At 63.5% G+C, this 24,739-nt stretch carries 13 protein-coding genes; 10 read left to right on the forward strand and 3 right to left on the reverse strand.

Annotated features, from left to right (window positions below; genetic code table 11):
- Positions 1 to 162: 162 nt before the first annotated feature.
- From HDG32_RS30050 to HDG32_RS30060, 3 genes are read right to left on the reverse strand one after another with little or no spacing between them, the layout of a single operon-like run.
- Positions 163 to 1,395, reverse strand: coding sequence for a lipocalin-like domain-containing protein (locus HDG32_RS30050; protein ID WP_409340060.1), 1,233 nt, complete (start codon positions 1,393 to 1,395; stop codon positions 163 to 165).
- 26 nt (positions 1,396 to 1,421) lie between these two features.
- Positions 1,422 to 4,001, reverse strand: a complete 2,580-nt coding sequence (locus HDG32_RS30055) for an FtsX-like permease family protein (RefSeq protein ID WP_184072883.1) — start codon at positions 3,999 to 4,001, stop codon at positions 1,422 to 1,424.
- Positions 3,991 to 4,722, reverse strand: a complete 732-nt coding sequence (locus tag HDG32_RS30060) for an ABC transporter ATP-binding protein (protein WP_184072885.1) — start codon at positions 4,720 to 4,722, stop codon at positions 3,991 to 3,993. The genes HDG32_RS30055 and HDG32_RS30060 overlap by 11 nt, the downstream gene beginning before the upstream one ends.
- Before the next feature lie 686 nt (positions 4,723 to 5,408).
- On the opposite strand from HDG32_RS30060, the gene HDG32_RS30065 reads away from it, so the two are divergent.
- The 10 genes from HDG32_RS30065 to HDG32_RS30110 all read left to right on the forward strand — a co-directional run bounded on the left by HDG32_RS30065 (position 5,409) and on the right by HDG32_RS30110 (position 24,705).
- Entirely contained in the window at positions 5,409 to 6,965 is a 1,557-nt protein-coding gene (locus HDG32_RS30065; RefSeq protein ID WP_184072887.1) for a NuoM family protein, read from the forward strand.
- Between the two features lie 391 nt (positions 6,966 to 7,356).
- Positions 7,357 to 8,250, forward strand: a complete 894-nt coding sequence (cyoA, locus tag HDG32_RS30070) for a ubiquinol oxidase subunit II (RefSeq protein ID WP_184072889.1) — start codon at positions 7,357 to 7,359, stop codon at positions 8,248 to 8,250.
- Between the two features lie 3 nt (positions 8,251 to 8,253).
- Complete coding sequence (gene cyoB / locus HDG32_RS30075; protein WP_184072891.1) at positions 8,254 to 10,275, forward strand: cytochrome o ubiquinol oxidase subunit I; 2,022 nt, start codon at positions 8,254 to 8,256, stop codon at positions 10,273 to 10,275.
- Positions 10,275 to 10,880, forward strand: coding sequence for a cytochrome o ubiquinol oxidase subunit III (gene cyoC, locus HDG32_RS30080; protein WP_018425052.1), 606 nt, complete (start codon positions 10,275 to 10,277; stop codon positions 10,878 to 10,880). The genes cyoB and cyoC overlap by 1 nt, the downstream gene beginning before the upstream one ends.
- A complete protein-coding gene (gene cyoD / locus HDG32_RS30085; RefSeq protein ID WP_184072893.1) occupies positions 10,881 to 11,222 on the forward strand; it encodes a cytochrome o ubiquinol oxidase subunit IV in 342 nt (113 codons plus the stop codon).
- 716 nt (positions 11,223 to 11,938) lie between these two features.
- Positions 11,939 to 12,289, forward strand: a complete 351-nt coding sequence (locus HDG32_RS30090) for a hypothetical protein (protein WP_184072895.1) — start codon at positions 11,939 to 11,941, stop codon at positions 12,287 to 12,289.
- Between the two features lie 1,497 nt (positions 12,290 to 13,786).
- Complete coding sequence (locus tag HDG32_RS30095) at positions 13,787 to 14,572, forward strand: SDR family oxidoreductase (RefSeq protein ID WP_184073015.1); 786 nt, start codon at positions 13,787 to 13,789, stop codon at positions 14,570 to 14,572.
- 1 nt (position 14,573) lies between these two features.
- Positions 14,574 to 16,106, forward strand: a complete 1,533-nt coding sequence (locus HDG32_RS30100) for an LTA synthase family protein (protein ID WP_184072897.1) — start codon at positions 14,574 to 14,576, stop codon at positions 16,104 to 16,106.
- 2 nt (positions 16,107 to 16,108) lie between these two features.
- Positions 16,109 to 23,782 carry a type I polyketide synthase gene (locus HDG32_RS30105; RefSeq protein WP_184073017.1) on the forward strand — a complete coding sequence of 2,558 codons (7,674 nt, stop codon included), beginning with the start codon at positions 16,109 to 16,111 and terminating at the stop codon, positions 23,780 to 23,782.
- Positions 23,779 to 24,705, forward strand: coding sequence for a UDP-3-O-acyl N-acetylglycosamine deacetylase (locus HDG32_RS30110; protein ID WP_184073018.1), 927 nt, complete (start codon positions 23,779 to 23,781; stop codon positions 24,703 to 24,705). The genes HDG32_RS30105 and HDG32_RS30110 overlap by 4 nt, the downstream gene beginning before the upstream one ends.
- Positions 24,706 to 24,739: the final 34 nt, after the last annotated feature.

Genomic DNA, 24,739 nt, shown 5'->3' on the forward strand with positions numbered 1-24,739 from the left:
CCACCCCTTCCCATCCCGAACAGGACCGTGAAACGACTCCACGCCGATGATAGTGCGGATTGCCCGTGTGAAAGTAGGTAATCGTCAGGCTCCCCTCCAGTCAGAAACCCCACCCGCCGCGGTGGGGTTTCTGCGTTTACGCGGCCGACTTTGCGCGCTTCACTACTTTCCGATCCGCAATGCATCCGCGTAACCCGTCAGTTCCAGATAGGCTCGCCCTACATCCGCATTCTGTTGACTCACCCGTACCGCGCCTTCCCAATACACGGCACCGGTCGACTGTCGTGAGTCGAGTTCCTGATCGTCCATCAGCGGATCGAGTTGCCATGTCAGCGTTCCCGCTCTAACCGTCATCGAGACCGGATACGAAGTATTCGTGTGCGGCGAGCGCCACATGCGACGCGGCGTGAAGTCGACTTCACCGGGGTCGAAATTCGTTACTTGACCATCGGGTCTGCGAAGCGTCGCGTGGGCCCATATTGCATGTCCGTCGCGGCTGCGGATCTTGAACGCCATTAGCGCCGAGCCGTCCGTCAAATTGGCGCCGAGCCAATCCCATCCGACCGCATTGGCGTCGAGCAACGTGCTCGACCACTCGTGATCGAGCCATGCGGTCCCCGTCACTGCTGCATCGCGCGTCGTGTCGTTTCCACCTCCGGCTGGGCGCACCACAGTGCCCGTCACGCGGAGTTGCGGTTCGCTGTAGTAATAGCTCGCCTGTTCGGGCCGCGGTCCTTTGCGCGAGTAACCGCGCTCGCCCTGAATCAGCGGAGGCTGCGTTGGCGTGAGTTGGAGGTGTAGCGAGAATCCACTTGCATCGGCGGTGACGTCGTAGTGGCCGTCCGCGGCGCGAATCATTTTCCAGGCGTCGAGTTTGACGTCGGTGTTGGCGGTCTTCGCGTAGGCGAGCCCGAGGCCCTGCCGAGCGATGCGTTGATCGTGAACGAGGTGTCCGATGGCCGGATCGCTCAGCGCAGCGTGCGCGATGATCAGTTGCGACGGGGCGAAATCGCTGGGATCGGCGGCATCGTGACCAGTCGACGTACGAAAGAACGTGATCTGGAATCCGAGCGGTCGGTTGTCGGGCGTCGTGAGCCAGCCTGTCGCGTACCACCATTCGGTGCGGAAAGCCGGATGAGCACCGCTGTCCCGCGGAAACGAGATCGGATGGTCTGGCGTGACTGCCGCGAAGGCGACCGGGGTGGATCCAGTGGAGTCGCTACTAGCGCCAAAAGAGGGCGACACAGCGGCTACGCCAATCCAAAGTAGCCCTCGGAAAAAAAGCTGAAGGCGCCGCGGAGGTGACCCGCCGTGTCGGCGCGCGATGCACGTCGCGCAGCCATCAAGCGCAGAGCAAACCTCGCGAGTGGCCGCGCTATCCCAGATCAACCGCATTTTCCACGCACGCCGCGCAACTGGCATCACCAGTCCTCCTTCACCGCGCGCACTGCATCCACCGACACCGCGCCGCGTCCCGCGACCACCGCCGTCGTACACGACAGCACCAGCATTACCAACGCGACTGTGCCCAGCACGAACCACGGTACATGCAGCGACATGCTCCAGTGAAACGACTGTGGATTGACGACGAACACGAGAATCAGGCTGATCGCGAAACCAAGCGCGAAACCGAGCGCAATGCCGCATGTGGTGAGCAGACCGCCCTCCGAAGCGAGGATCGCGAGAATCTGCGCGCGCGTCACCCCGACGTGGCGCAACATCCCGAACTCACGGGCGCGCGCGAGCGTCTGCGCGGAAAAAGTCGCTGCGACGCCGAACAATCCGATCACGATCGCCACCGCCTCGAGCAGATACGTGACCGCGAAACTGCGATCGAAGATCACCAGCGTGCGCGCACGGATCTCGCCCGGTTGCGACACCTCGAGCGAAGCGCCGAACGGCAGCGCCTTCAAACTTGCGACGACGCGTTCGACAGTCACGCCCGGCTCGACGGTCACGGCGACATCGGTTGCGGTGGAGTCGCCGGTCAGCCGCCGATAATCGGCAAGCCGTATCTGGATCGCGCCGCTCTGCCGCGCGTAGTCGCGCCAGACGCCGGCTACGACGAACGTCTGGCCATGCTCGCCGAGCGACAACCGCACACGTTGACCTAACTCATATCCATACAGGTCGATCATTGCTTCGGAGACCCAAATAGGTATGTCGCCGGCGCGAAGCGCGGACGGCGGCAGCACCGCGCCGGTCATCTGCAGAGTCGCGCCCGGATCGTTCGCGTCGATTTCGCGGGCGAGCAGCGCGACGTCCGGGCGCGCGGGATCGAGCGTCAGATGTGTGATGCGCGCGAACGCGGCGTTGCCGATGCCGGGCACCGTCGCGATGCGCGTCTGTTCGTCGGGCCGCAAGCCGCCACTGTCGCCGCTATTGCCGCCCGACGCTACGCGCACATACAGATCGGCGGACAGCAGATGCGTGATCCAGTCGTCGACAGACACGCGGAAGCTGGCCACCATGATCGCCATCGCGACGATCAGCGCGAAGCTCGACAGCACGCCGCCCATCGCGATCGACGCCTGCCCCGGCGCGTTCGCGAGACGCGCAATCGCGAGCGTGCCCGTCGCGCCCGCGCGGCGTCGCGTGCCGCGCGCGGGGCCTGCCGCGCCGAATATCAGCGCGATCACGCGCGGCATCAGCGCAATGCCGCCGACGAGCAGCAACGCGACCGCCAGATAACCGGCGATCGGTGCATCGAACCACGGCGGCACGCGCGTCAGCGCGGCGGCCGCCAGCAAACAGCCGAACGCCGGCCACGGCGTGGCGAGCCGCGCCAATGCGCTTTCCTCGGCACCGGCCTTGAGTGCCGGGGCAGGCCGTGCGCGCGCCGCGTCGATAGCGGGCGCTACGCTGCCCAACACCGACACCGCGACCCCGAGCGCGAGAAACACCGCGCTCGCGAGCGGCTCGAAACCGACTCGCGGTTGCACGCCCGGAAAATAGCCGCCGCCGAGATCGCTGCCGAAGAAGCGCAGCGCACCGCTGGCCATCGCGTAGCCGAGCGCAAGTCCACACAACGAGCCGAGCAACCCGAGCAGCGCGCCTTCAAGCAGGATCTGCCGCAATAGCTGAGCGCGCGTGAGCCCGAGCACGCGCAGCATCGCGAATTGCGATCGGCGTCGCACGACACCGAGTGCCTGAGTCGAAAACACGAGGAACGCGCCCGTGAACAGCGCGACCAGCGCGAGCACGTTCATGTTGATCCGGTAAGCACGCGACAGGCGATCGGTGCGGCTCTCAGTGTCGCGCGTCTCGGCGACTACCCATGTGCTGCCGAGCTGCTGTTGCAGATCGCGTTTGAAGCGTTGCCGATCGACGCCGCGTGCGAGTTGCACGTCAACGCGCGTCAGCTTGCCCACCTTGCCGAATCGCCATTGCGCGGCGGCGATGTCCATCACCGCGAGCCGTTGACCCGGCCGCGTGCGCACGAGCCCACCCGCGACGCGCAGATGCAGATCCGACGTACCGCTGCGTAGCGTGACGTGGTCGCCGGTCCTGACGTTCAGCCATTGCTGCGCGGCCGTCGACAGAAATATCGCATCGGAGGCGAGCGTGTCGAACGGGCGATCGGGCGAGGGCACGCCGATCAGATCGGGCGTGATCGACCTCGCCTTGAAAACATCGATGCCGAGAACGGGCAGTGCACCGGTGCGGCCCGGCACCGCGACGTCGAGCGCGAGCACGGGACTCGCCAGCACCACGCCCGGTTCGTTGGCGAGTCGCGGATAGAGGGACTCGTCGACGAAAGGCTGCGCGCCGCGCACCTGCAGATCCGCTTCGCCTGACAGACTGCGCGCGGCCGCCGAGAATTCGTTGAAGGCGGCGCTGTTGATCAATTGCACCGCGTAGCCGAGCGCGACGCCTAGCGCGATCGTCGCGACGGCGACGAGTGCGCGTCCGCGATGACTGCGCCATTCCGCGACCATCAGCCAGCGCGCGAGAACACGATATCCCGGCGCGCGCGGCAGTGGACGAAGGTCAACGGCCATCGTGGGTCGAGCGGGCCGCGGCGTGCGCGACGTTCGCGGCCTTATCGCGCGCGCCATGCAAGCCGCCCTCGCTGAGGATCAACACGCGGTCCGCCACGGCGGCCGCGGCCTCCGAATGCGTGACCATGATCGTCGCCGCGCCGGTCGCCTTGCTTTGCGCGCGGAACAGGCCGAGCACGTCGCGCGCGGTGGCAGGGTCGAGGTTGCCGGTCGGTTCGTCGGCGAGAAGCAGCGTCGGACGATGCACGAGTGCGCGTGCAATGGCTACACGCTGCAACTCGCCGCCGGAGAGATCGCGCGGAAAGTCGTCGCCGCGTCCGCCGAGGCCGACCGCCGCGAGCATGTCGAGCGCGGCGGCCGTCGGTAGATCATTGAGCAGCAGTGGCAGCGCGACGTTCTGCGCGAGCGTCAGATGCGGCAGCACGTGAAACGCCTGGAACACGAAGCCGAGCTTCTGGCGCCGCAGTCGCGTCGCGGCGTTGTCGTCGAGTTGTTCGACCGGGCGTCCGTCGATTAGCACGCTGCCGCTATCGGCGCGGTCGAGCCCGGCGATCAGGTTGAGCAATGTCGACTTGCCGACGCCCGAGTCGCCCATGATCGCGACGAACTCGCCCGCAGCGAGTGTGAAGTCGAGCTGCGCGAGCACGATGCGGCCGGTGCCGTACCGCTTGCTCAGGCCGCGGCATTCGAGTGCGGATACGACGTCGTCACGAAGCGCCATGCGAGGAGGTCCGGAAAAGGAGTCGGGCGAGGGGAGCCCGCTGCGCGAATTGAGTGTGCCTCGCCGCGCGAGTTTCTGCAGCAGTTACCATGGCGCGGCGCTGGCCTGTGTAAGGAAAACGGAAGATTCGTGCGCCTGGAGTGGAACATTTTCAGCGCACCTTGATCGAGGCGCGCGGCACCGCTCGCGACCTCCTCGCCGGTCGGTTTAGACCGCCCGCACAAAAATTTTTTTATCGCCGACGAGGCAAATTTTTGTTTGGTTGCCGCTCGTCCCCGACCGTCAAAAGGCACTCGACAGCACGATCCGTTCCAGTCGAACCAGCCCCATAAACAGCGAATGTCTAACAGCGGTCAACCTCCGGCTAATTGCCAGCTTTTGCTGCGAAACTGCCAAGGCCTATCGACGCCTTTGTAACAATGTGCAAGCGCACATTTCGCCCCATTTTGCAAGCGCCCACGTCGCAACAATGTATTGTGGCGCGGATTTCGCGGCTGTTGCGATGCAAAATTATTCTTATCTTGGTAATCTCCCACCCTTGGTAAGTTGGCTGCGGGTAAACGTGTAGCGGGAATCCCCTCCACGTGTCAATTTCAGCGAACTCCAACTTACATTTCCATTTCAATGTCTGCTTGTTTCAGGGGGCGTTGACGCGGCGTTTTGTACTTCAAGTTTTGACAGAGCACATGCCATTGCCTCTCCTAAGTCTTCTCATCTGGATCCCCATCGTCGCCGGGTTCGTCGTTCTGCGCGCCGGGTCGGACGCGGCGCGTGATCGCACGCGCTGGCTCGCGCTGATCGGCGCGGTGGCGGGTTTCTTGCCGGTGATCCCGCTCGTGGCGAGTTTCCGTAACGACGTGACCTCGATGCAGTTCGTCGAGAACGTCCGCTGGTCGCCGACGTTCGATATCGCATGGCATGTGGGAATCGACGGGATTTCGCTGTGGCTGGTCGCGCTGACCGCGCTGACGACGATCATCATCGTGATCGCATCGTGGGAGTCGATCACGCAGCGCACCGCTCAGTACTTCGGCGCGTTCCTGATGCTGTCGGGCTTCATGCAGGGTGTGTTCACGTCCCTCGACGGCATGATGTTCTTCATTGCGTTCGAGGCGACGCTGATCCCGCTGTATCTGCTGATCGGCACCTACGGTCACAAGAACCGCACGTATGCGGCGGTGAAGTTCTTCTTCGTGTCGTTCCTCGGCTCGCTGATGATGCTGATGTCGCTGCTCTACCTGTATAGCCAGACGCATAGCTTCGACCTCGCCGTGTGGCGCGAAGCGCACCTCGACATGGTGCCGCAGGCGCTGATCTTCCTCGGCTTCCTTGCCGCGTTCGGCGTGAAGGTGCCGATGTGGCCGCTGCACACGTGGCTGCCCGACGTGCACCTCGACGGCCCGACGGGCGCCGCGGTGATGATCGGCATGCTGAAGATCGGCGGTTACGGTCTGCTGCGTTTCGCGCTGCCGATCGCGCCGCAAGCGAGCCATTTCTTCGCGCCGATGATGATCACGCTGTCGCTCGTCGCGGTGATCTATTCGAGCCTGCTCGCACTCGTGCAGACCGACATGCGCCGCCTGCTCGCGTATTCGACGGTCTCGCATATGGGCCTCGTCACGCTCGGTCTGTTCGTCTTCAACCGCTTCGGCCAGTCCGGCGCAATCGTGCAGATGATCTCGTACGGCGTGGTGTCCGGCGCGATGCTGTTGTGCACCGGCATGCTCTACGACCGTACGAAATCCGCGTCGATCGCCGAATACGGCGGCGTCGCCAACACGATGCCGCGCTTTGCCGCTTTCGTGATGCTGTTCTCGATGGCCAACATCGGTCTGCCGGGCACGTCGGGTTTCGTCGGCGAATTCATGGTGCTGATGGGCGCGATCCGCTTCAACTTCTGGATCGGTGCGATCGCCGCGACCACCCTGATCCTGAGCGCGGCCTACACGCTGTGGATGTACAAGCGCGTGATCTTCGGTGCGATCGCCAACGCGCGCGTGGCGAAGCTGAAGGACCTCGGCAAGCGCGAGTTCGCGCTGCTCGGTGCGTTGGCGCTGCTGGTGCTCGCGATCGGTCTCGACCCGAAGCCGTTCACCGATGCGATCGATCCGTCGGTCGGCACGCTACTCGCGCAATCGGAACGCTCGGCGCTGCCTTCGGACTCGGTGCCGACGGAGGGCGGCGAGCATCTGCAGGCAGCGGCGCCCGGACCGGCTCCCGTCGCCACGCAGACTCCGGGTTAAAAGAACAGAGCGCAAGAGTCGGTGTCGCACCCGCGCGTCAGGATGCGGCGACGCTTTTGCGCTTTTGCGCGTCGTTATCAATCCCTTTGTGAATGCATGCGTGTTGCAGTACGTCGAAAACCGCTGCGCGTCCAGCGATTTTTAGCGCTTGTTTCAGGGGACTTTTGCGATGCGTCAGCTTTTCGATGCTTCGTTTCGAAGCGTCGCAAACGACGCTGGTGAATAGGGTGCGCGGGGAAATGCGGCAACGTGTCGCACTGCGTCGCGACGCAATAGTTCGTTGCTAAATCGAGTGTTTATTAGCATCCGATGCCCCCCTATTATGCGAGCGCTTATTAATGGAGAGCCGTCGAATGACGTTCGTTGAAGCCAAAAAAACGAGGCAGTGGATATGAAAGGACGGACGCTAGGAAGGCCGGCAAGTTTCATTTCCGCCAGCCTCATGTTGCTGCTTTCGGGTTGCAGCAACCTCGATATTCTGAATCCGAAGGGCAGTGTGGGACTCGCGGAGCGTGATCTGATCGCGACTTCGACGTGGGCCATGCTGATCGTCGTGGTGCCCGTCATTGCGTTGACTCTGTTTTTCGCGTGGCGTTATCGCGCGTCGAACCGGAACGCCGAGTACCGTCCGGGTTGGACGCATAGCACCGCAATCGAAGTCGCTGTCTGGACGATTCCGACGCTGATCATTCTGTTCCTCGCCGTGTTGACCTGGAAGAGCACGCATGAGCTCGATCCGTATCGTCCGCTCGAGTCGCAGGTCAAGCCGATCAACGTCGAAGTCGTCGCACTCGACTGGAAGTGGCTGTTCATTTATCCGGACCTCGGCATCGCATCGGTGAACCAGCTCGCGATCCCGGTCGGCACGCCGGTGAACTTCCGGATCACGTCGGACACGGTGATGAACTCGTTCTTCATCCCGCAGCTGGGCGGCCAGATCTACGCCATGGCGGGCATGCAGACGCGCCTGCATCTGATCGCGGATCACGCCGGCGACTACGCGGGCCTCGCGGCAAACTTCAGCGGCAAGGGCTTCTCGGACATGAAGTTCCGCACGCTCGCGACGTCGCCTGAAGACTTCAACGCGTGGGTTGAGAAGGTGCGCGCTTCGTCGGACCGCCTCGACATGGACCGCTATCACGCGGTGTCGGAGCCGAGCGAAAAGGACCCGGTGCGGTACTTCTCGACCGTCGATCCGAAGCTCTTCAACAACATCATTGCCCGCTACAACAACGGCAACGTCATCGACAACTTGAAGGACGCCAACTGTGCGCCGAAGGGGTAACGCATGTTCGGAAAACTAACGCTCGATGCGATTCCGTATCACGAGCCCATCATCGTTACGGCGGGCGGCGGCATGGTGCTCGCCGCGCTGGCCGTGCTCGGCGGAATCACGTATTTCGGCAAATGGCGCTACCTGTGGAGCGAATGGCTGACGTCCGTCGATCATAAGAAGATCGGCGTCATGTACATCGTCGTTGCGTTCATCATGCTGCTGCGCGGCTTCGCCGACGCGATCATGATGCGTATGCAGCTGGCGCTGTCGTACCTGAGCCCTGGCTTTCTGCCGCCGCATCACTATGATCAGGTCTTCACCGCGCACGGCGTCATCATGATCTTCTTCATGGCGATGACGTTCATGGTCGGTCTGATGAACCTCGTCGTGCCGCTGCAGATCGGCGCGCGCGACGTCGCGTTCCCGTTCATCAACTCGCTGAGTTTCTGGATGACGGCCGTCAGCGCGATCCTGATCAACATTTCGCTGGTGATCGGTGAATTCGGGCAGACGGGCTGGCTCGCTTATCCGCCGCTGTCCGAACTGCAGTTCAGCCCCGGTGTCGGCGTCGACTATTACCTGTGGAGCTTGCAGCTCTCCGGTATCGGCACCTTGCTGACCGGTGTGAACTTCTTCGTGACGATCGTGAAGATGCGCGCGCCCGGCATGTCGTTCATGAAGATGCCGGTGTTCACGTGGACCGCGCTGTGCACGAACGTGCTGATCATGGCGTCGTTCCCGATCCTGACCGTCACGCTCGCGCTGCTCGGTCTGGACCGATACCTCGGCATGCACTTCTTCACAAACGATGCCGGCGGCAACGCGATGCTGTACCTGAACCTGATCTGGGCCTGGGGTCACCCCGAGGTGTACATCCTGATCCTGCCGGCGTTCGGTATCTTCTCGGAAGTCGTCGCGACCTTCGCGAAAAAGCCGTTGTTCGGCTACAAGACGATGGTGTGGGCGACGTGCGCGATCATGGTGCTGTCGTTCCTCGTGTGGCTGCACCACTTCTTCACGATGGGTTCGGGCGCCGACGTCAATGCGTTCTTCGGTATCGCGACCATGGTGATTGCGATCCCGACCGGCGTCAAAGTGTTCAACTGGCTGTTCACGATCTACAAGGGTCGTCTGCAATTCACGACGCCGATTCTGTGGACCCTCGGCTTCATGGTGACCTTCACGATCGGCGGTATGACCGGCGTGATGATGGCGATTCCGGGCGCGGACTTCGTGCTGCACAACAGCCTGTTCCTGATCGCTCACTTCCATAACGTGATTATCGGTGGCGTGCTGTTCGGCTATCTGGCCGGCTTCAACTACTGGTTCCCGAAGGCGTTCGGCTTCAAGTTGAACGAGAAGATCGGCAAGGCCGCGTTCTGGTTCTGGCAGGTTGGCTTCTGGGTTGCGTTCACGCCGCTGTACGTGCTCGGCTTCATGGGCATGACGCGTCGTCTGAACCACTACGACAACCCGGCATGGCATCCGTGGCTGATCGCCGCCGCGTTTGGCGCGGTGCTGATCGCAATCGGTATCGCTTGCCAGTTGCTGCAACTGGTCGTCAGCATCCGCGATCGCAACCTGCCGGAAAACCGCGATCTCACGGGCGATCCGTGGGACGGTCATACGCTGGAATGGGCGACGAGCTCGCCGCCGCCGGCCTATAACTTCGCGCATATCCCGGACGTCCGCTCGCTCGACGCGTTTACCGAAATGAAGTCGCGCAAGGGCGGTGTGAAAGTGCCGGTGTATCGCGACATTCACATGCCGTCGAATACGTCCGCGGGTCTGTTGGTGGGTCTGTTCTCGCTGGTGCTCGGTTTTGCCGGTGTGTGGCACATCTGGTGGCTTGCGATCGTTGGCGCGGTCGGCGCGATCGCCACCGTGATCATCTACAGCTTCATGGACAACGACGGCTATTACATTCCTGCCGACACTGTCGCGCTGATTGAAGAGAATCGCAACGGCGGTGCTGGTGCCGTGGCCGGTGTCGGCGCAAGCGCCGGCAAGCAGGTCGCGCTGGAGGTGGACTGATGTTACAGAAGACAATTGCGGTTGAGCCGCAACTCGCGCCGGACCATGTGCCGTCGCACTCGGTGTTCGGTTTCTGGCTGTACCTGATGACCGACTGCATCATCTTCGCGGCGCTGTTCGCGGTGTTCGCGGTGATGAGCCACCAGTTCGCGGGCGGTCCGAGCGGCAAGGACCTGTTCGAGATTCCGGGCGTCGCACTTGAAACGACGATGCTGCTGCTCTCGAGTATCACGTACGGCTTCGCGATGCTCGGCGCGCACAAGAACCGCAAGGGCGTGCTGCTCGGCTGGCTCGGCGTGACGTTCCTGCTGGGCCTCGCGTTCCTCGTGCTGGAAATGCGCGAGTTCTCGCACCTGATCGCCGAAGGCGCGGGTCCGAGCCGCAGCGCGTTCCTGTCGTCGTTCTTCACGCTGGTCGGCACGCACGGCCTGCACGTGACGTTCGGCCTGATCTGGATGGTCGTGCTGGCGCTGCAGGTGATGCGTCATCGCGACCTGACCGAACGCGACATGATCCGTCTGACGTGCCTGAGCCTTTTCTGGCACTTCCTCGACGTCGTGTGGATCGGCGTTTTCACCTTTGTCTATCTTGCGAGCGTGATCTAAATGGACCATAGTCATAGCGCCCATGGCGCACACTCGGAAGGCGGTCACGGCAGCTTCGGCAGCTACACGGCGGGCTTCGTGCTCTCCGTCATTCTGACCGTCGCGGCCTTCGCGATCGTGATGACCGGCACGTTGACGGGCCAGAGCGCGTTGCTCGCGATCGCGGGTCTCGCGGTCGTGCAGATCCTCGTGCATCTGGTGTTCTTCCTGCATATGAACACGTCGTCGTCGCAGCGCTGGAATGTGACAGCGTTTGCGTTCACCGTGCTGACCGCGGTTATCGTGGTTGGCGGGACGTTGTGGGTGATGCATAACGTCAGCATGAATATGATGTCGCGGTAGGCGGATAACGCTTTAGCGTCAAAAGAGAAGCCCCGTAAGAATGAAAGTTCTTGCGGGGCTTTTGTCATGTACGCCCGGAATCGGCGCATTCCTGCTGGTGCAAGTCTCGCCATAAGCTGGTCACGGCGGACGAAGTGAAGCGCAACCGCAGGAGGGTGACCGAGTGACAAGACCCGACGTGGAGCGTGAATCGCGAGACGATGAGCAAAAACCGTATGGAAGGCGTTGTCCAGCGGAGCGAGCAAGTACGAAATCGCGGAGCTTTAGTGAGCAAGGCGAAATGGCGTAGATGCGTTGATTGTGCGATGAAGGAGTGCGCTTTTACCTGGGCGGTTTCAAGAGTGAAGCGCAACGGCGGGATTAATGTTTAGAGCTTTGAGGTTGACTTGCTGATGCGAGGGTCGCGGCGAAGACCTCAAATGGTGAATGGAAGTTGTGAGTTGCACGAGGCCGGGGTACCCGTTGCGACCGCATGCCGACTCGACGGTCATAAAAGACATGATCGATCTGATCCGCGACCTTGGCGCGGCATAGTTCGGGTGTCGGCACAGCCTGGTCAAATCACATACGTCCGCGGGCTATCGGCGCGGGGGGCATGACGGCAGTTGGCACGCGATAGCATCGGAATACCGCATAACCCGGAAACTCAACGTGCAGTTAAGATGAAGCCAATTCAATTTGACACATTGGCATGTTGGAACAAGGAGGATATTCCAATGACGTCTCTACTTGACTGGTTCGCGGCGGCAAGGTGGCGCATGTCCCTGTCTCACTGTCTGGAAGGGTTGCTGGTGCAGATACCGGTTGGGCTACTGTTCGACTTCCGAATTGGAGCCCTTGCCGTAATCGTCTGGTATTGGTCGCGCAAAAAACTCGAGTGTGAACTCGAAACCTTGGATAAGAAAGAATTGCTTGCTTTCGAGTCGCACGCTTATACCTGGGCGATTGGCTGGCTCCCATGGCACTGGGACGCCTACAAAGTACTAGATCTGTTGCTGCCGGCGCTGTCCGCGATGCTGATCGCCATGGCCACGCATGGTTACAGAGGACCTTTTTCGCTATTTTAGGTGCGGGTCCTATATGTATTGTTGAGAAAGAAATTCGTGCCGAAAGAAGAAGCTATTGCGGTGTACTGGGCGTCGGGCGAGGGTACCTGCCATGAGCCATTAAAACAGAGGCGGTGACGCTGTCCTGCGCGAGCCGAAAGCGGGACGGCTTTGAGTGTGCATGTCGATTCGTGCGCACATGCAACTGTGGGCACCCCACGAAAGCCGCCACGAGGGCGTGTCTCGATCGCATTCCTGTAGCTCTTCTCTGCGTGAAGTGCATTTGATCGCGACCTCGTCTTGCCATGTCTTGACGCGCACGCGCAGAACGAAACCAACGATAACTGGGGCTAACGCTGTAGTTTAATTGTATTCGCGCCTGCGCCTCCAGGGGCCAACTCGCCGATGGAGTCCACGCGGGAAACTCAGTCGAGGTCAAGCGCGAACATCGGCACGGGCACCTCCCAATTACTCCGGCGCCAATAAGCACTGGATGATCATCAAGATAACGCACGTGGGATCGGATACGCAGATCGTCGCTCCACGAGTGGAAACCGGCCTCGAGGTAAGCCGAATCGATCGCGCTTGCGCAAACGATCGACGTCCTCTGCAAACAGTGTGAGAGACGCGATCAACCACCGAGAGTGCGGCGAGCGTGGTGGACGCGCTGGTATTGTCGTTCAACACGAGCCGGTCGCGGTAGGTCGCGCAGTTGCGAATGCCAGCGTTACGGTGAGCGATGTGAACTGCGACAAGGGTGCCGCTGGGCCAATCATGAAATGCGTTGCATCGCGAATGAATCGGATCGAAACAGGTGTTGCGCTTCAGATTTGAGGCCGCCAACCTATTCTAACAATTGTCCCAATTGAACTATTTTCGCTTCATTTGAGCATGACCAAACGTTTGCGGTGCTGGCTTTTTTACGGAAATTCAGGTGCCATTTTGAAAAATAATCTTTGCACTTTGCGAACTACTGCATTGATCTTCAGTGGAAAAGCCCGCCAATGTCTACCGGCAAAGCTGGACAGTTGAAGATGCAGATATTTGCGACCCAAGCAAGAAGAAATTTTTATTGCTCACGCGAGGGCGGCGATGGATTGGGCTTGTAACAACTGGAAATTTTCCGTCTGTTGTGAAGACGCGACTCTTACAGAAATATTCGTCAACTGTAATGGTATGAAAGAATCTTCCTGCGCTAATATTCTGCCGGCGCTTACAAGCTTGCCTTTTCGTCTCTTTCAGTACATCTCTTCGCTCGGCACTATCCGTGTTGCGCTGGATTGAATGTTCCCGTGTCGTCGCTAGAGGACGGTGAAAGGATCGGCGCTGCAAGAGCGGACGTTCCGACTTCAAAGTTTTGATTGGCTCAAATCGACGTTAGCGGAAACAGTGGTTGTCCGGCCTCGCAAGTTTTTCAATGAAGGTCTGCGCGTTTCATTCCGTGCGACCACGGCAAAGAAGCAAATAACTCCATTCACAGACCGTGGCAAAACAATATTGCTTGAGATCGGGGGAAGAGTGAGAACGAGTGTGCCGCGTGTAGTCGTTATCACTGGCGGTAGTGCCGGACTCGGGCGTGCGCTGGCCTTAAGCTATTGCGCGCCCGGTATCACGCTAGGGTTAATCGGAAGAAACGCTGAACGTCTCGAGGACGTTGCGGAGGCGTGTCGCGCGCGCGGCGCCGAGGTCGTGGTTGGCAGCGTGGACGTCCGTGATGCAGCGGCGCTTCAGGCGTGGATCTTCGATTTCGACTCGCGACATCCAATCGACTTGCTGATTGCCAATGCTGGCGTTGCCAGCACACTCCGCTCATCTGACGACTGGGAAGGCGTTAGTCGGACTGCCGAAGTCGTCGATACCAATCTCTACGGTGCTTTGCACGCAGTGCTGCCTTCCATCGAGCGCATGCGGAATCGGCGACGCGGCCAGATCGCGATTGTCAGTTCGCTCGCCGGATTGAGGGGGATGGCAATCTCGCCGGCCTATTGCGTGAGCAAGGCCGCGCTCGTGGCGTACTGCGATTCCGTGCGTCCGGTTCTCGCACGCGACCATATTGGAATTTCAGTCGTGATGCCCGGCTTCGTGCGAACTGGGATGAGCGACGTTTTTCCTGGCAACAAGCCCTTCATATGGAGCGCCGAAAAGGCCGCCTTGTTTATCAAGAAGCGCCTGACTCGGCGCCGCGTGGAAATCGCTTTCCCTTTCGGTTTGACGCTCGGCCTCAAGTTACTACGCCTGTTGCCAGCGGCTGTCGGTGACGCAATCCTGGGTCTCCTGTTTCAGATCCCTCGTCGGAATATGTGAAGTGCCGCACGGTATTACGATCGCGGCCGCCATGGTCGCATGCTCCTTCGCCGTTGAAGCGATCTCTGTCACAAGATCGTCGCTCCGTAGGCCGCCTGTCGCGCTGATGCTGCATCTGGCGGCGCTCGCTGCCGTGACGGCAGGTTGCATCGCACTGACGGGGCGGCCGTTATTTTCGATGGGCGTCGCGTTCGTGTTGATTGGCTTGCTCGCGGTCGTCTGCAACGCCAAATACGCCTCGCTGCGCGAACCGCTGGTCTTCAGCGACCTGAGCCTTTTCAGCCAGGTCTTCTCGCATCCGCGTCTTTATTTGCCGTTTCTTGGTTTTGGCAAGCTCATCATCGTGCTCGTCGGAATAGGGGCAGCGGCGGGGGCGTTCATTGCCGAACGTCCCGTGGCGCTGCGGCAAAGATGGGCTGAGGCCGTCGTCGCATTGATTTGTCTACCAGTGTGCATCGCGCTTTCTCGTCGCTTGCCGCTCACGCTGCAACCCTTTTCGGACCAGCGCCGATTCGGTTTTTTCTCGGCGTCCGTTGCCTATTTGATCAACGGATTGAGCAGTGCGCAACGGCGCGCGTTCACTCGCGCCGAAGCTAACAGCCCGTTTTCGGTCGGGCGCCCAGACGTTCATCCGGACGTCATCGTCATTCAGAGCGAGTCGTATTTCGACGCCCGCCGGCTCGGCGAATGCGTGTCTGGCGAGCCCTATGCGCACTTCGATCGCGCAAAACGCGAGTCGTTCGAGCAAGGCGAATTGTCCGTGCCGGCCTGGGGCGCGAATACCATGCGCAGCGAATTCGCCATGCTCACCGGCCTGACGTCGGTCGAACTTGGATACGCGCGCTTTTATCCGTATATGTATGTGCGCCGCGCGTGCGCGTCGCTGGCGGGTTATTTCCGGCGCGGAGGATATCGCACGGTGGCCCTGCATCCGTACCACGCGAACTTCTTTGGCCGTCGACGGGCATTCGCGCACATGCACTTCGACCGCTTTCTGGACATTGAGCATTTCGAAGGTGCGTCTCGTGTGGGGCCTTACGTTGGGGATCTTGCGGTAGCGGACAAGCTCATCGCCCTCCTGCAGGCCAGTGACGACAAACCGCTGTTTGCGTTTGCGATCACGATGGAAAATCACGGCCCTTTGCATCTGGAGACGGTTTCCCCTGGGGAGTCCTCATCGCGGCACACGCTAGGAGACGACGCACGCTGGCTCGACCTGACCGCGTACCTTCGGCATGTGGAAAACGCGGACGCGATGATCGGCAGGTTGACCGACTATCTGCGCGGGCGTAATAGGCCGACGGTCCTGTGTTTTTATGGCGATCACGTCCCTGCTATGTCTTCCGTGTTCGATGCGCTCGAAACGGAACCGACGAACAGTGATTACTTTATTTGGCGCAATTTCGGAAGCGACACCGGCAAGCGCCGAGATGTTGGTGTCGAGACTCTCGGTTCCACGATACAGCGCGCGATGATGCCTGCCGACGGCGGCGACACCGATTCGCGAAACGAATTGCAGCAGATGCCGGCATGATGATGGAAAGAAAAATAGCAATTATCGGGATGGCATGTCGCTTTCCCGGCGGAGTGACCGGGCCCGAAGACTTCTGGCAACTGCTGTGCGATGAGCGCGACGCAGTGACCGTCGTGCCACCCGATCGATTCGGCACGAAGTTCTACCAGCATCCGTCCAGGAAAGAGCCGGGGAAGAGCTACACGTTCTCGGCGGGTGTTCTCGACAACGTGGCCGGTTTCGATGCCGCTTTCTTCGGCGTTTCGCCGCGCGAGGCGACCCAGATGGATCCGCAGCAGCGTCTGCTGCTCGAACTCGCGTGGGAAGCGTTCGAGGACGCCGGTGTACGTCCAGCGGAGATGCGCGGCCGGGACTGCGGCGTGTTCGTCGGCGCCGCAAGCATGGACTACGGCAACCGCAGCATGGACGACCTGAACTGGATCGATCCATACTCGGCCACGGGCAACACGCTCAGCATTGCGTCCAATCGCGTTTCCTATCTGTTCGATCTGCGCGGTCCGAGCATGTCGGTGGACACTGCCTGCTCGTCGTCGATCGTCGCGCTGCATCAGGCCGTGCAGGCATTGCAGTCAGGCGAAACCGAAATGGCGCTCGCGGGTGGCGTCAATCTGCTGCTTCATCCGTTTGGCTTCGTGAGCTTCTCGAAGGCGTCGATGCTGTCGCCGCGAGGCCGCTGCCGCGCATTCGATGCGACCGGCGACGGCTATGTGCGCGCCGAGGGCGGCGCCTTCGTGCTGCTCAAGCCGCTCGAGCGCGCGCTTGCGGACGGCGACACAATTCACGCGGTCATCGCCGGTTCGGGCGTGAATTCCAACGGCCATTCGCACGGCGGTATCAGTGTGCCGACGACGGCCATGCAGGCTGAACTGCTGCGCTCGGTCTACCACCGCGCGGGCGTTGATCCGCGCTCGCTCGCCTATCTGGAAGCTCACGGCACTGGTACCGCAGTCGGCGACCCGATCGAGGCGCGCGCGCTAATAGAGGCAGTCGCGGGCGGCCGTCCGGCCGACGATCCGCTCCTGATCGGCTCGGTCAAGACCAACGTCGGGCACCTCGAAACCGCCTCGGGCATGGCCGGCCTCTTCAAGGCGATCCTCTGCCTGAAGCACGGCGCGGTGCCGCGCTCGCTCCATTTCGAAACGCCCAATCCCGCCATCGATTTCGAGGGCGGACGCCTACGCGTCGTCGACCGCTTCACCCCACTCTCGCGGCGTGATGGTGCGCCGCTGACGATTGGCGTCAACTCGTTCGGCTTCGGCGGCACCAACGCGCACGTCGTGCTAGCGGAGGCGGTGAGGGTAGCCGCGCCCGTCGCGCCCGCCGCGCCTGTCATGGGCAGCACGCCGGCCGCGCGTGGAGCGTTGCCGCCGCTCGTTCTCACGGCGCGCTCGCAGGATGCGCTCGCCGCACTTGCCGCGCGCTATCTCGCGTGTTTGCAGAACGGCGCCGATTGGGCCGCGCTCGCGGCCGGCGCCGCGCGCCGCCGTGAATGGCTCGAACAGCGCGTGGTCATTGCGCCTCCCGACCTGAAAGCGGGTTGTGCCACACTCTTGATGCTCGCCGAGTCGTCCGATCAGGCGCTCCCGGCGTATGTTGCGCGCGGCCAGGCCGTAGCGACGGCCGCCAAGGTGGCGTTCGTCTACGCGGGCAACGGCTGCCAGTGGGCCGGCATGGGCAAGCAGCTCTATGCGGAAGACACAGTGTTCCGCGCGGCGCTCGACGAAGTCGACGCGCTCTGGCGCGCCGACGGCAGCGACTCGCTCGTCGACGTGCTACGCGCGGGCGCGAGCGCCGAATGGCTCGCGGCGACGGAGAACGCGCAGCCGCTGTTGTTCGCGATTCAGGTCGGCATCACGCGCACACTCGAAGCGCGCGGCCTCGGCTTTGATGCGGCGGTCGGTCATAGCGTTGGTGAAATCGCGGCCGCGTGGGCATCGGGCGCGCTGACGCTTGCCCAGGCCGTGCGCGTGATCCGCGTTCGCAGCAGCGCGCAGGGCCTGACGCGCGGCACCGGCAAGATGGCTGCGGCGGGCATTGGCGAAGCCGAGGCACGGCAGTTGATCGCACACCTCGGTCTCGCGGAGACGGTCGAGCTGGCCGGCACCAACAGCCCCGAAGCCGTCACGCTGGCCGGATCGCCCGAAGAACTCGAAGCGATCGGCGCTTCGCTCGCCGCGAACGGCAGCTTCTTCCAGCTGCTCGATCTCGATTACGCGTTCCACAGCAGCCGCATGGACGCCATCGAGCCGGTCGTGCGCGCCGGTCTCGCCGATCTGGCGCCGCGCGAAGGCACGAAGCGCTACGTCTCGACTGTCACCGGCGACACGCTTGCCGGCACGTCGCTCGACGCAGGCTACTGGTGGCGCAACATCCGCGAGCCGGTGCGTTTTGGCGAAGCGCTCACGCGTCTCGCCGATACAGGCGTAAGCGTGTTCATCGAAATCGCGCCGCACTCGATTCTGCGCCACTACGTCAAGCAGACGCTCGCGAGCCTGAATCTCGCCGGTGAGGTCGTGCCCACACTCAAGCGCCATCACGACGGCGCGCAGATGCTCGCGCATTCGACGCTATCGGCGGTCGCGCACGGCGCGCGCGTCGATGTCGACCGCTTCGTGCCAGTGGCGTCTCAGGGCTCACATGTGGCGCTGCCGACTTACCCGTGGCAGCGCGAACGCCACTGGCAGACGGCCACCATCGAGGGCTACAACCTCGTGAATCGCCGCGTCGATCATCCGCTGCTCGGCTACCGTCTGCACGAGCATGCGTTTGCATGGGAAAACCAGCTCGATCCGCAGCGCGTGCCAATGCTCGCCGATCACGTCGTCGATGGTGGCGTTGCATTTCCGGGCGCGGGCTACGTGGAAATGGCGCTGGCCGCTGCGCGCGTGTTCTTCCGCACGTCGGACGTCGCGCTCGAGAACCTCGAGATCCGCATGCCGGTCGTGTTCCAGCCGCAGCACGCGAAGCTGTTCCGGTTCGTGATCGACGCGCGCACCGCGTCGTTTACGATCGAGACGCGCGAGCGCATGAGCGACGGGCCGTGGAATCTCAACGTGACGGGCCGCCTGCTCGAAAGCGGCAGCACGCTAGGCGCGCAGAGCACGGCCGATGAATCGGTGCTGGCGCGCCTCGAAGCTATCCCCGCGATGTCCGGCGACGCCCTCTATGCAAGCACGACCGCTATCGGTCTGAGCTATGGTCCGGCGTTCCGCTGGGTGCACAAGGTGCAGGTGCAAGGCGACGACGCGCTCGCTGACTTTGAAGTGCCGCAGGTGCTTGCCGGCGCGCACGCGGTGGCCGGCTGGCTGCTGCATCCCGCGCTGATGGACAGCGGTTTTCATCCGCTCTTCGCCGTGCTGGGCCAGGCCGGCGCCGCGCCAGGCGAAGCGCGAGCGGCCTTCGTGCCGGTACAGATCGGCCGCGTCGACTTTCTGCGTGGCGACTCGGTACGGCGTGTGCTGGCGCGTGTGCAGCGGCGCAGCCCGCATTCGATCGTTGCGTCGTTTGAATTCCTCGACGCCGACAATGCAATCGTCGCGCGTCTTTCTGCGTGCCGTTTCCGCCGCGTCGACCTTACGGGCCGACGCCACGCCGCACCGGCGCGCTTTGCCTACGCGCTTGACGCGCGTCCGCTGCCTGAGGGCTTCACGGCCGCCGCGCTGCCCACGCCGGCTGCGCTCGTCGAACGTGCGAGCTCGCGTCTCGCTTCGCATGAGGACAGCGCGCAACGTACGCGTCACTTGACCGAAACGCTGCCGTTGCTCGACGTGCTCGCGGGCCTGTACGCGTTGAACGCGCTAGAAGCGATCGGCGCATTCGCGCAGCTCGTGCTGCCCACGCTCGCCAATACGCCACTGCTCGCGCGCCTTGCGCAGATCGTCGTGGAAGACGGACTCGCCCGCTTCGAGGGCGAGCGTCTCGTGCGCGACGACGCGGCCGCCTTCGCGGCGATGCCTTCGCATGATGCGCTGTGGCGCGATGTGCTGGGGGCTTCGCCCGCGCACGTCGCCGAACTGACACTGCTCGCGCACGTGGGCGCGGCGCTGCCACGCGTGCTGCGCGATGGAGCATCCGATGCCGATGCGCCCGCGTTGCTGTCGCCGACGGGGCGCAGCCTCGTCGAGCAGTTTTTCGACGCTTCGCCCACGTGGTCGCATGCCCGCGCGATGCTCGCCGCCTGCGCGAAAGAAGCGCTGGCAGCGTGGCCGGGCACTCGTCGCCTGCGCATGCTGGAAATCGGCGCGACGAGCGTCGAAGTGCTCCAGCCGCTCGACATCGGCGTGCCGGCTTCGCGGTGCGAACACGTGATTGCAGGCACGCACCAGCAGCTCGCCGCGCTCGACGCGGAAGCGCACGCGCACGTTCAGACGCTGCAGCTCGGAGAGAACGAACCGCTTTTCACGCATTACCGTGACGCCGCGCCGTTCGACGTGATCGTCGTCAATCGCATGATCGGCGAACAGGCCGATCCACTCTCCACGCTGCAAGCAATTGCCGAACGGCTCGCGCCGGGCGGGGTAGTCGTGCTCGCCGACGCGCGCCGCAGCCGTTTCGCCGACATCGTCTTCGGCGTGGCGGGCCACGAGGTCGCCGCACAGGCCTACGGCGCGCTCGCACCGGCCGCGCTTCGCACGCTTTGCGAACGCGCCGGTCTGCAGGACGTCGTGCGTCACTCAGAGCAGGGGCTCGATCTCGAAGGTGCGCCGACGCTGATGGTCGCGCGCAAGCCTGCGCCCGCTCAGCAGATGCAACCCAGTTCGACCGACGCGCAGCCGTGGCTGATCGTGCAGAGCGGCAACGACGCGTTCGGGTCTGCGCTCGCGGAAGAACTCGAGCGCTTTGGCTGCCAGATTGAAGCGACGAGCGTGCACGAAGCGGCCGCATGGCTCGAACGCAAGAACACGCAAGCGCAGATCGTGTTCGTGGCACCGCTCGTACAGCTCGACGACGCCAGCGGCGCCGACATCATGCGCGCGCAGCAGGACGGCGTGCTCGCGCTCGCCATGCTCGCACGCGAATTCGACGCAGCCGGCGTGGCCGCGCTGGCGCGCCTGTCCGTGGTGACACGCGGAGGCGCGCCGTTCAGTCAAGGCTCGGGCACAGCGGCGCAGCCCGAGCAGGCGAGCCTATGGGGCCTCGGCCGCGTGATGGCGAACGAATACCCGACGCTTGCGCTGCGCCTTATCGACGTGGCGGGCGCGGATGGCGAGGCCGTATCGCAGTTGGCGCACGCGCTCACGCACGATGACGGCGAGGAAGAGGTGCTGCTCACGGCGCAGGGCCGCTACGTGCCACGCATGCTGCCGGCGCAAACAGCGGAACGGCAGACGCCGCGCGACGAATCCACGGCTAAACAGGTGGCCGACCCCGTGCCCGCAGTGCTGGCGTTCGATATGCCCGGCTCGCTACGCAACCTCGAATGGTTCGCGTTGCCCGAGCGCGAACTGAGTCCAGGCGAAGTCGAGATCGCGCCGATGGCGACCGGTCTGAACTTCCGCGACGTCATGTATTCGATGGGCCTGCTCTCCGACGAGGCGGTCGAAACCGGCTTCGCGGGCGCGACGATCGGTATGGAACTCTCGGGCCGCATCATGCGCGTCGGCGCGGGCGTCGAAGGCTGGGCGCCCGGCGACGCGGTGCTCGGCTTCGCGCCGGCTTCGTTCGCCACGCGCGTGGTCACGCGTGCGAGCGCGATCGCGCGCAAGCCCGAAACGATTTCGTTCGAAGCAGCCGCTACGATTCCCACGACCTTCTTCACCGCGTACTACGCACTGTGCGAGCTCGCACGGCTGCGCCGGGGCGAGCGCGTGCTCGTTCACGGCGGTGCGGGCGGTGTCGGCATCGCGGCGATCCAGATCGCCCACCATCTCGGCGCGGAAGTGTTCGCCACCGCTGGCGCCGACGAGAAGCGCGAGTTCGTGCGCCTGCTCGGCGCCGATCGTGTGTTCGACTCGCGCAGCCTGGCGTTCGCCGACGAGGTGCGCGCCTGCACGAACGGCGAGGGCGTCGACATCGTGCTCAACTCGCTCGCGGGCGAGGCGATGGTGCGCGGCATCGACACGCTGCGTCCGTTTGGCCGCTTCCTTGAACTGGGCAAGCGCGACTTCTACGAGAACAGCCAGATCGGCCTGCGGCCGTTCCGCAACAACATCAGCTATTTTGGCATCGACGCCGATCAGCTCATGGGCGTGCTGCCCGCACTCACCACGCGCCTCTTCGAGGAAGTGATGGCGCTCTTCGTGAACGGCGTGCTGCATCCGTTGCCGTATCGTGCCTTCCCGGCCGCGCGCGCGGAGGAGGCGTTCCGCTACATGCAGCAGGCGCGCCAGATCGGCAAGGTGCTCGTCACCTATCCGTCGGGTACGCCGGCGCCCACGCGCGGCGTCGCGCAGCCCGTGCTGCGCCTCGACCCGCAGGCGGCGTATCTGATCGTCGGCGGAACGGGTGGTCTCGGTTACGCAAGCGCGCGCTGGATGATCGCGCGCGGCGCGCGTCACGTGACGCTCGCGAGCCGCGGCGGCGCACTCGACTCGGCGAAGCAGCAGGAACTCGAACGCTGGCGTGCCGAGCATGGCGCGACCGTGACAGTGGTGTCGTGCGACGTGACCGATGCGGCGGCGCTCGATGGTCTGATCGAGCGCATCGAGGCGCGCGGAACGCCGCTCAAGGGCGTGCTGCACTCCGCGATGCGCATCGACGACGGCCTGCTGCGCAACTTCGACGACGCGCGCATGCTCGCCGTGCTCGAACCCAAAGTTGCCGGTGCATGGAATCTGCACCGCGCGACGCAGCGCTGCGCGCTCGACTTCTTCGTGCTGTATTCCTCGGCCACGACTTATCTCGGCAATCCGGGCCAGGGCGCGTATGTGGCGGCCAATAGCTTCCTCGAAGCGCTTGTCGCCCATCGCCGCGCGGCCGGGCTGGCCGCCACCTTCATGGCGTGGGGGCCGATCGAGGATGTCGGCTTCCTCGCGCGCAACAGCACGACGCGTGAAGCGCTGCAGGCGCGCATCGGCGGTGCGTCGATCACCTCTGACGAGGCGATGACGGCGCTCGAGCGCGCGCTCGCAACCGGTGCGGTCGGCGAGGCTGTGGTGCGTCTGGACTGGGCGGCGATCGCGCGCGGCATGCCCGCCGCGCAGGCGCGTCGCTACATGGCGCTGCAAGGCGGCGGCGCTAGCGAGACAACGAGCGAGGACGGCGCACTGCTCGAACAGCTGCGCGCTCTCCCGAAGGCCGAAGCGGTCGCGGCGGTCGAGACCGCGTTGCGCGGTCACATCGCGCGCATCCTGCACATGTCGCCGGAGCGCATCGCGCTCGACCGCTCGGTGCTCGATCTTGGCATGGACTCGCTGATGGGGATGGAACTCGGCATGGCGGTCGAGGAGTCGTTCGGCGTGAAGCTGTCGATCATGGCGATTGCGGAAGGCGCGACGGTGCATACGCTCGCCGTGCGCATCGTCGACATGCTCGACGACGAGAGCGGCGAAAACGAGCCCGGCACGCAGGGGGCCGCGAATGGCGCGAACGAGGAATTCGCGGCGCTGGCCGCGCGCCACGCGCTCGACGAGAACGAGGCGCGCGCGCTGCTCGAACGTAATCGAAACGCGGGCAACGACGATCAGGATCAACAGGGAGACGAGTCATGTCAGTCGACGCCGGCGTTTGCGGAGTGAAGCTGCCTGCGGGCTGGCGGCCGAGCGAAGGCACGCTGGCGCGGCCGCTCGAACTGTCGGGGCACGGCTTGCACACCGGGCGGCGCGTGAACGTGCGCATTTTGCCCGTCGAGACCTCGGCGACGGCGGGCGGACGACACGGCATCGTGTTTCGGCGCCTGCACAAGGGGCAAGCGCTCGGCACGGTGGCCGCCGATCCGTCGTTGCGCCGGGGGCAGCCGCTCTGCACGATGTTGCGCGCGAAGGATGGCCTCGGCGTGCGCACGGTCGAGCACCTGCTCGCGTCGTTGCTCGCGTGCGAGATCGATCACGCGATCGTCGAACTCGACGCTGAAGAAGTGCCGATTCTCGACGGCAGCGCGCAGCCATGGATCGATGCGATCCTGGCATGCGGGCGCACCGCGCTGCCGCAGCCGAAGCGCTTCTTGCGCGTGCTCAAGACTGTGAGCGTCGCCGACGGTGAGGGCGCCGCGCGCCGTGAAATGCGCGTCGAGGCCGCCGACGACTATGCGCTCAGCGTGCACAACAACGACCTCAAGGGGTTCGGCGACATGGAATGGCACGGCCGGCTCACGCCGCGCGCCTTTGCCGATGAGATCGCTTCGTCGCGCTCGTATGGGCAGATCAAGTGGGCCGTGCCCGCGATCGTCGTGGGCTATCTGCGCGGCTGGCCCATTCTGCGCGGCGCACGGATGTCATGCACGGCGGCGATTGTCGGCAAGCGTGTAGTAGGCGGCTTGCGTCAACCAGACGAGTTCGTGCGCCATCGCGTGCTCGATCTGGTCGGTGACCTCGCGCTCGCCGGTGCGCCGCTGCTCGGTCACGTGAGCGCGCGGCGGCCAACGCATGAAATGAACTATCGGCTGCTCGCGGCGCTGTTGGGCACACCGGGCGCATACGAGTGGGTCGAGGCGCACGCATAACGCAGGCATGCTACATAAACAGGTTAGATCGGAT

Source organism: Paraburkholderia sp. CI2 (assembly GCF_014201055.1).
GTDB classification, from domain to species: domain Bacteria; phylum Pseudomonadota; class Gammaproteobacteria; order Burkholderiales; family Burkholderiaceae; genus Paraburkholderia; species Paraburkholderia tuberum.

Excerpts from the sequence above, each read along its gene's own strand:
- HDG32_RS30050 (WP_409340060.1), bottom strand. The coding sequence starts at position 1,395 with ATGCGGTTGATCTGGGATAGCGCGGCCACTCGCGAGGTTTGCTCTGCG.
- HDG32_RS30055 (WP_184072883.1), bottom strand. The coding sequence starts at position 4,001 with ATGGCCGTTGACCTTCGTCCACTGCCGCGCGCGCCGGGATATCGTGTT.
- HDG32_RS30060 (WP_184072885.1), bottom strand. The coding sequence starts at position 4,722 with ATGGCGCTTCGTGACGACGTCGTATCCGCACTCGAATGCCGCGGCCTG.
- HDG32_RS30065 (WP_184072887.1), top strand. The coding sequence starts at position 5,409 with ATGCCATTGCCTCTCCTAAGTCTTCTCATCTGGATCCCCATCGTCGCC.
- cyoA (WP_184072889.1), top strand. The coding sequence starts at position 7,357 with ATGAAAGGACGGACGCTAGGAAGGCCGGCAAGTTTCATTTCCGCCAGC.
- cyoB (WP_184072891.1), top strand. The coding sequence starts at position 8,254 with ATGTTCGGAAAACTAACGCTCGATGCGATTCCGTATCACGAGCCCATC.
- cyoC (WP_018425052.1), top strand. The coding sequence starts at position 10,275 with ATGTTACAGAAGACAATTGCGGTTGAGCCGCAACTCGCGCCGGACCAT.
- cyoD (WP_184072893.1), top strand. The coding sequence starts at position 10,881 with ATGGACCATAGTCATAGCGCCCATGGCGCACACTCGGAAGGCGGTCAC.
- HDG32_RS30090 (WP_184072895.1), top strand. The coding sequence starts at position 11,939 with ATGACGTCTCTACTTGACTGGTTCGCGGCGGCAAGGTGGCGCATGTCC.
- HDG32_RS30105 (WP_184073017.1), top strand. The coding sequence starts at position 16,109 with ATGGAAAGAAAAATAGCAATTATCGGGATGGCATGTCGCTTTCCCGGC.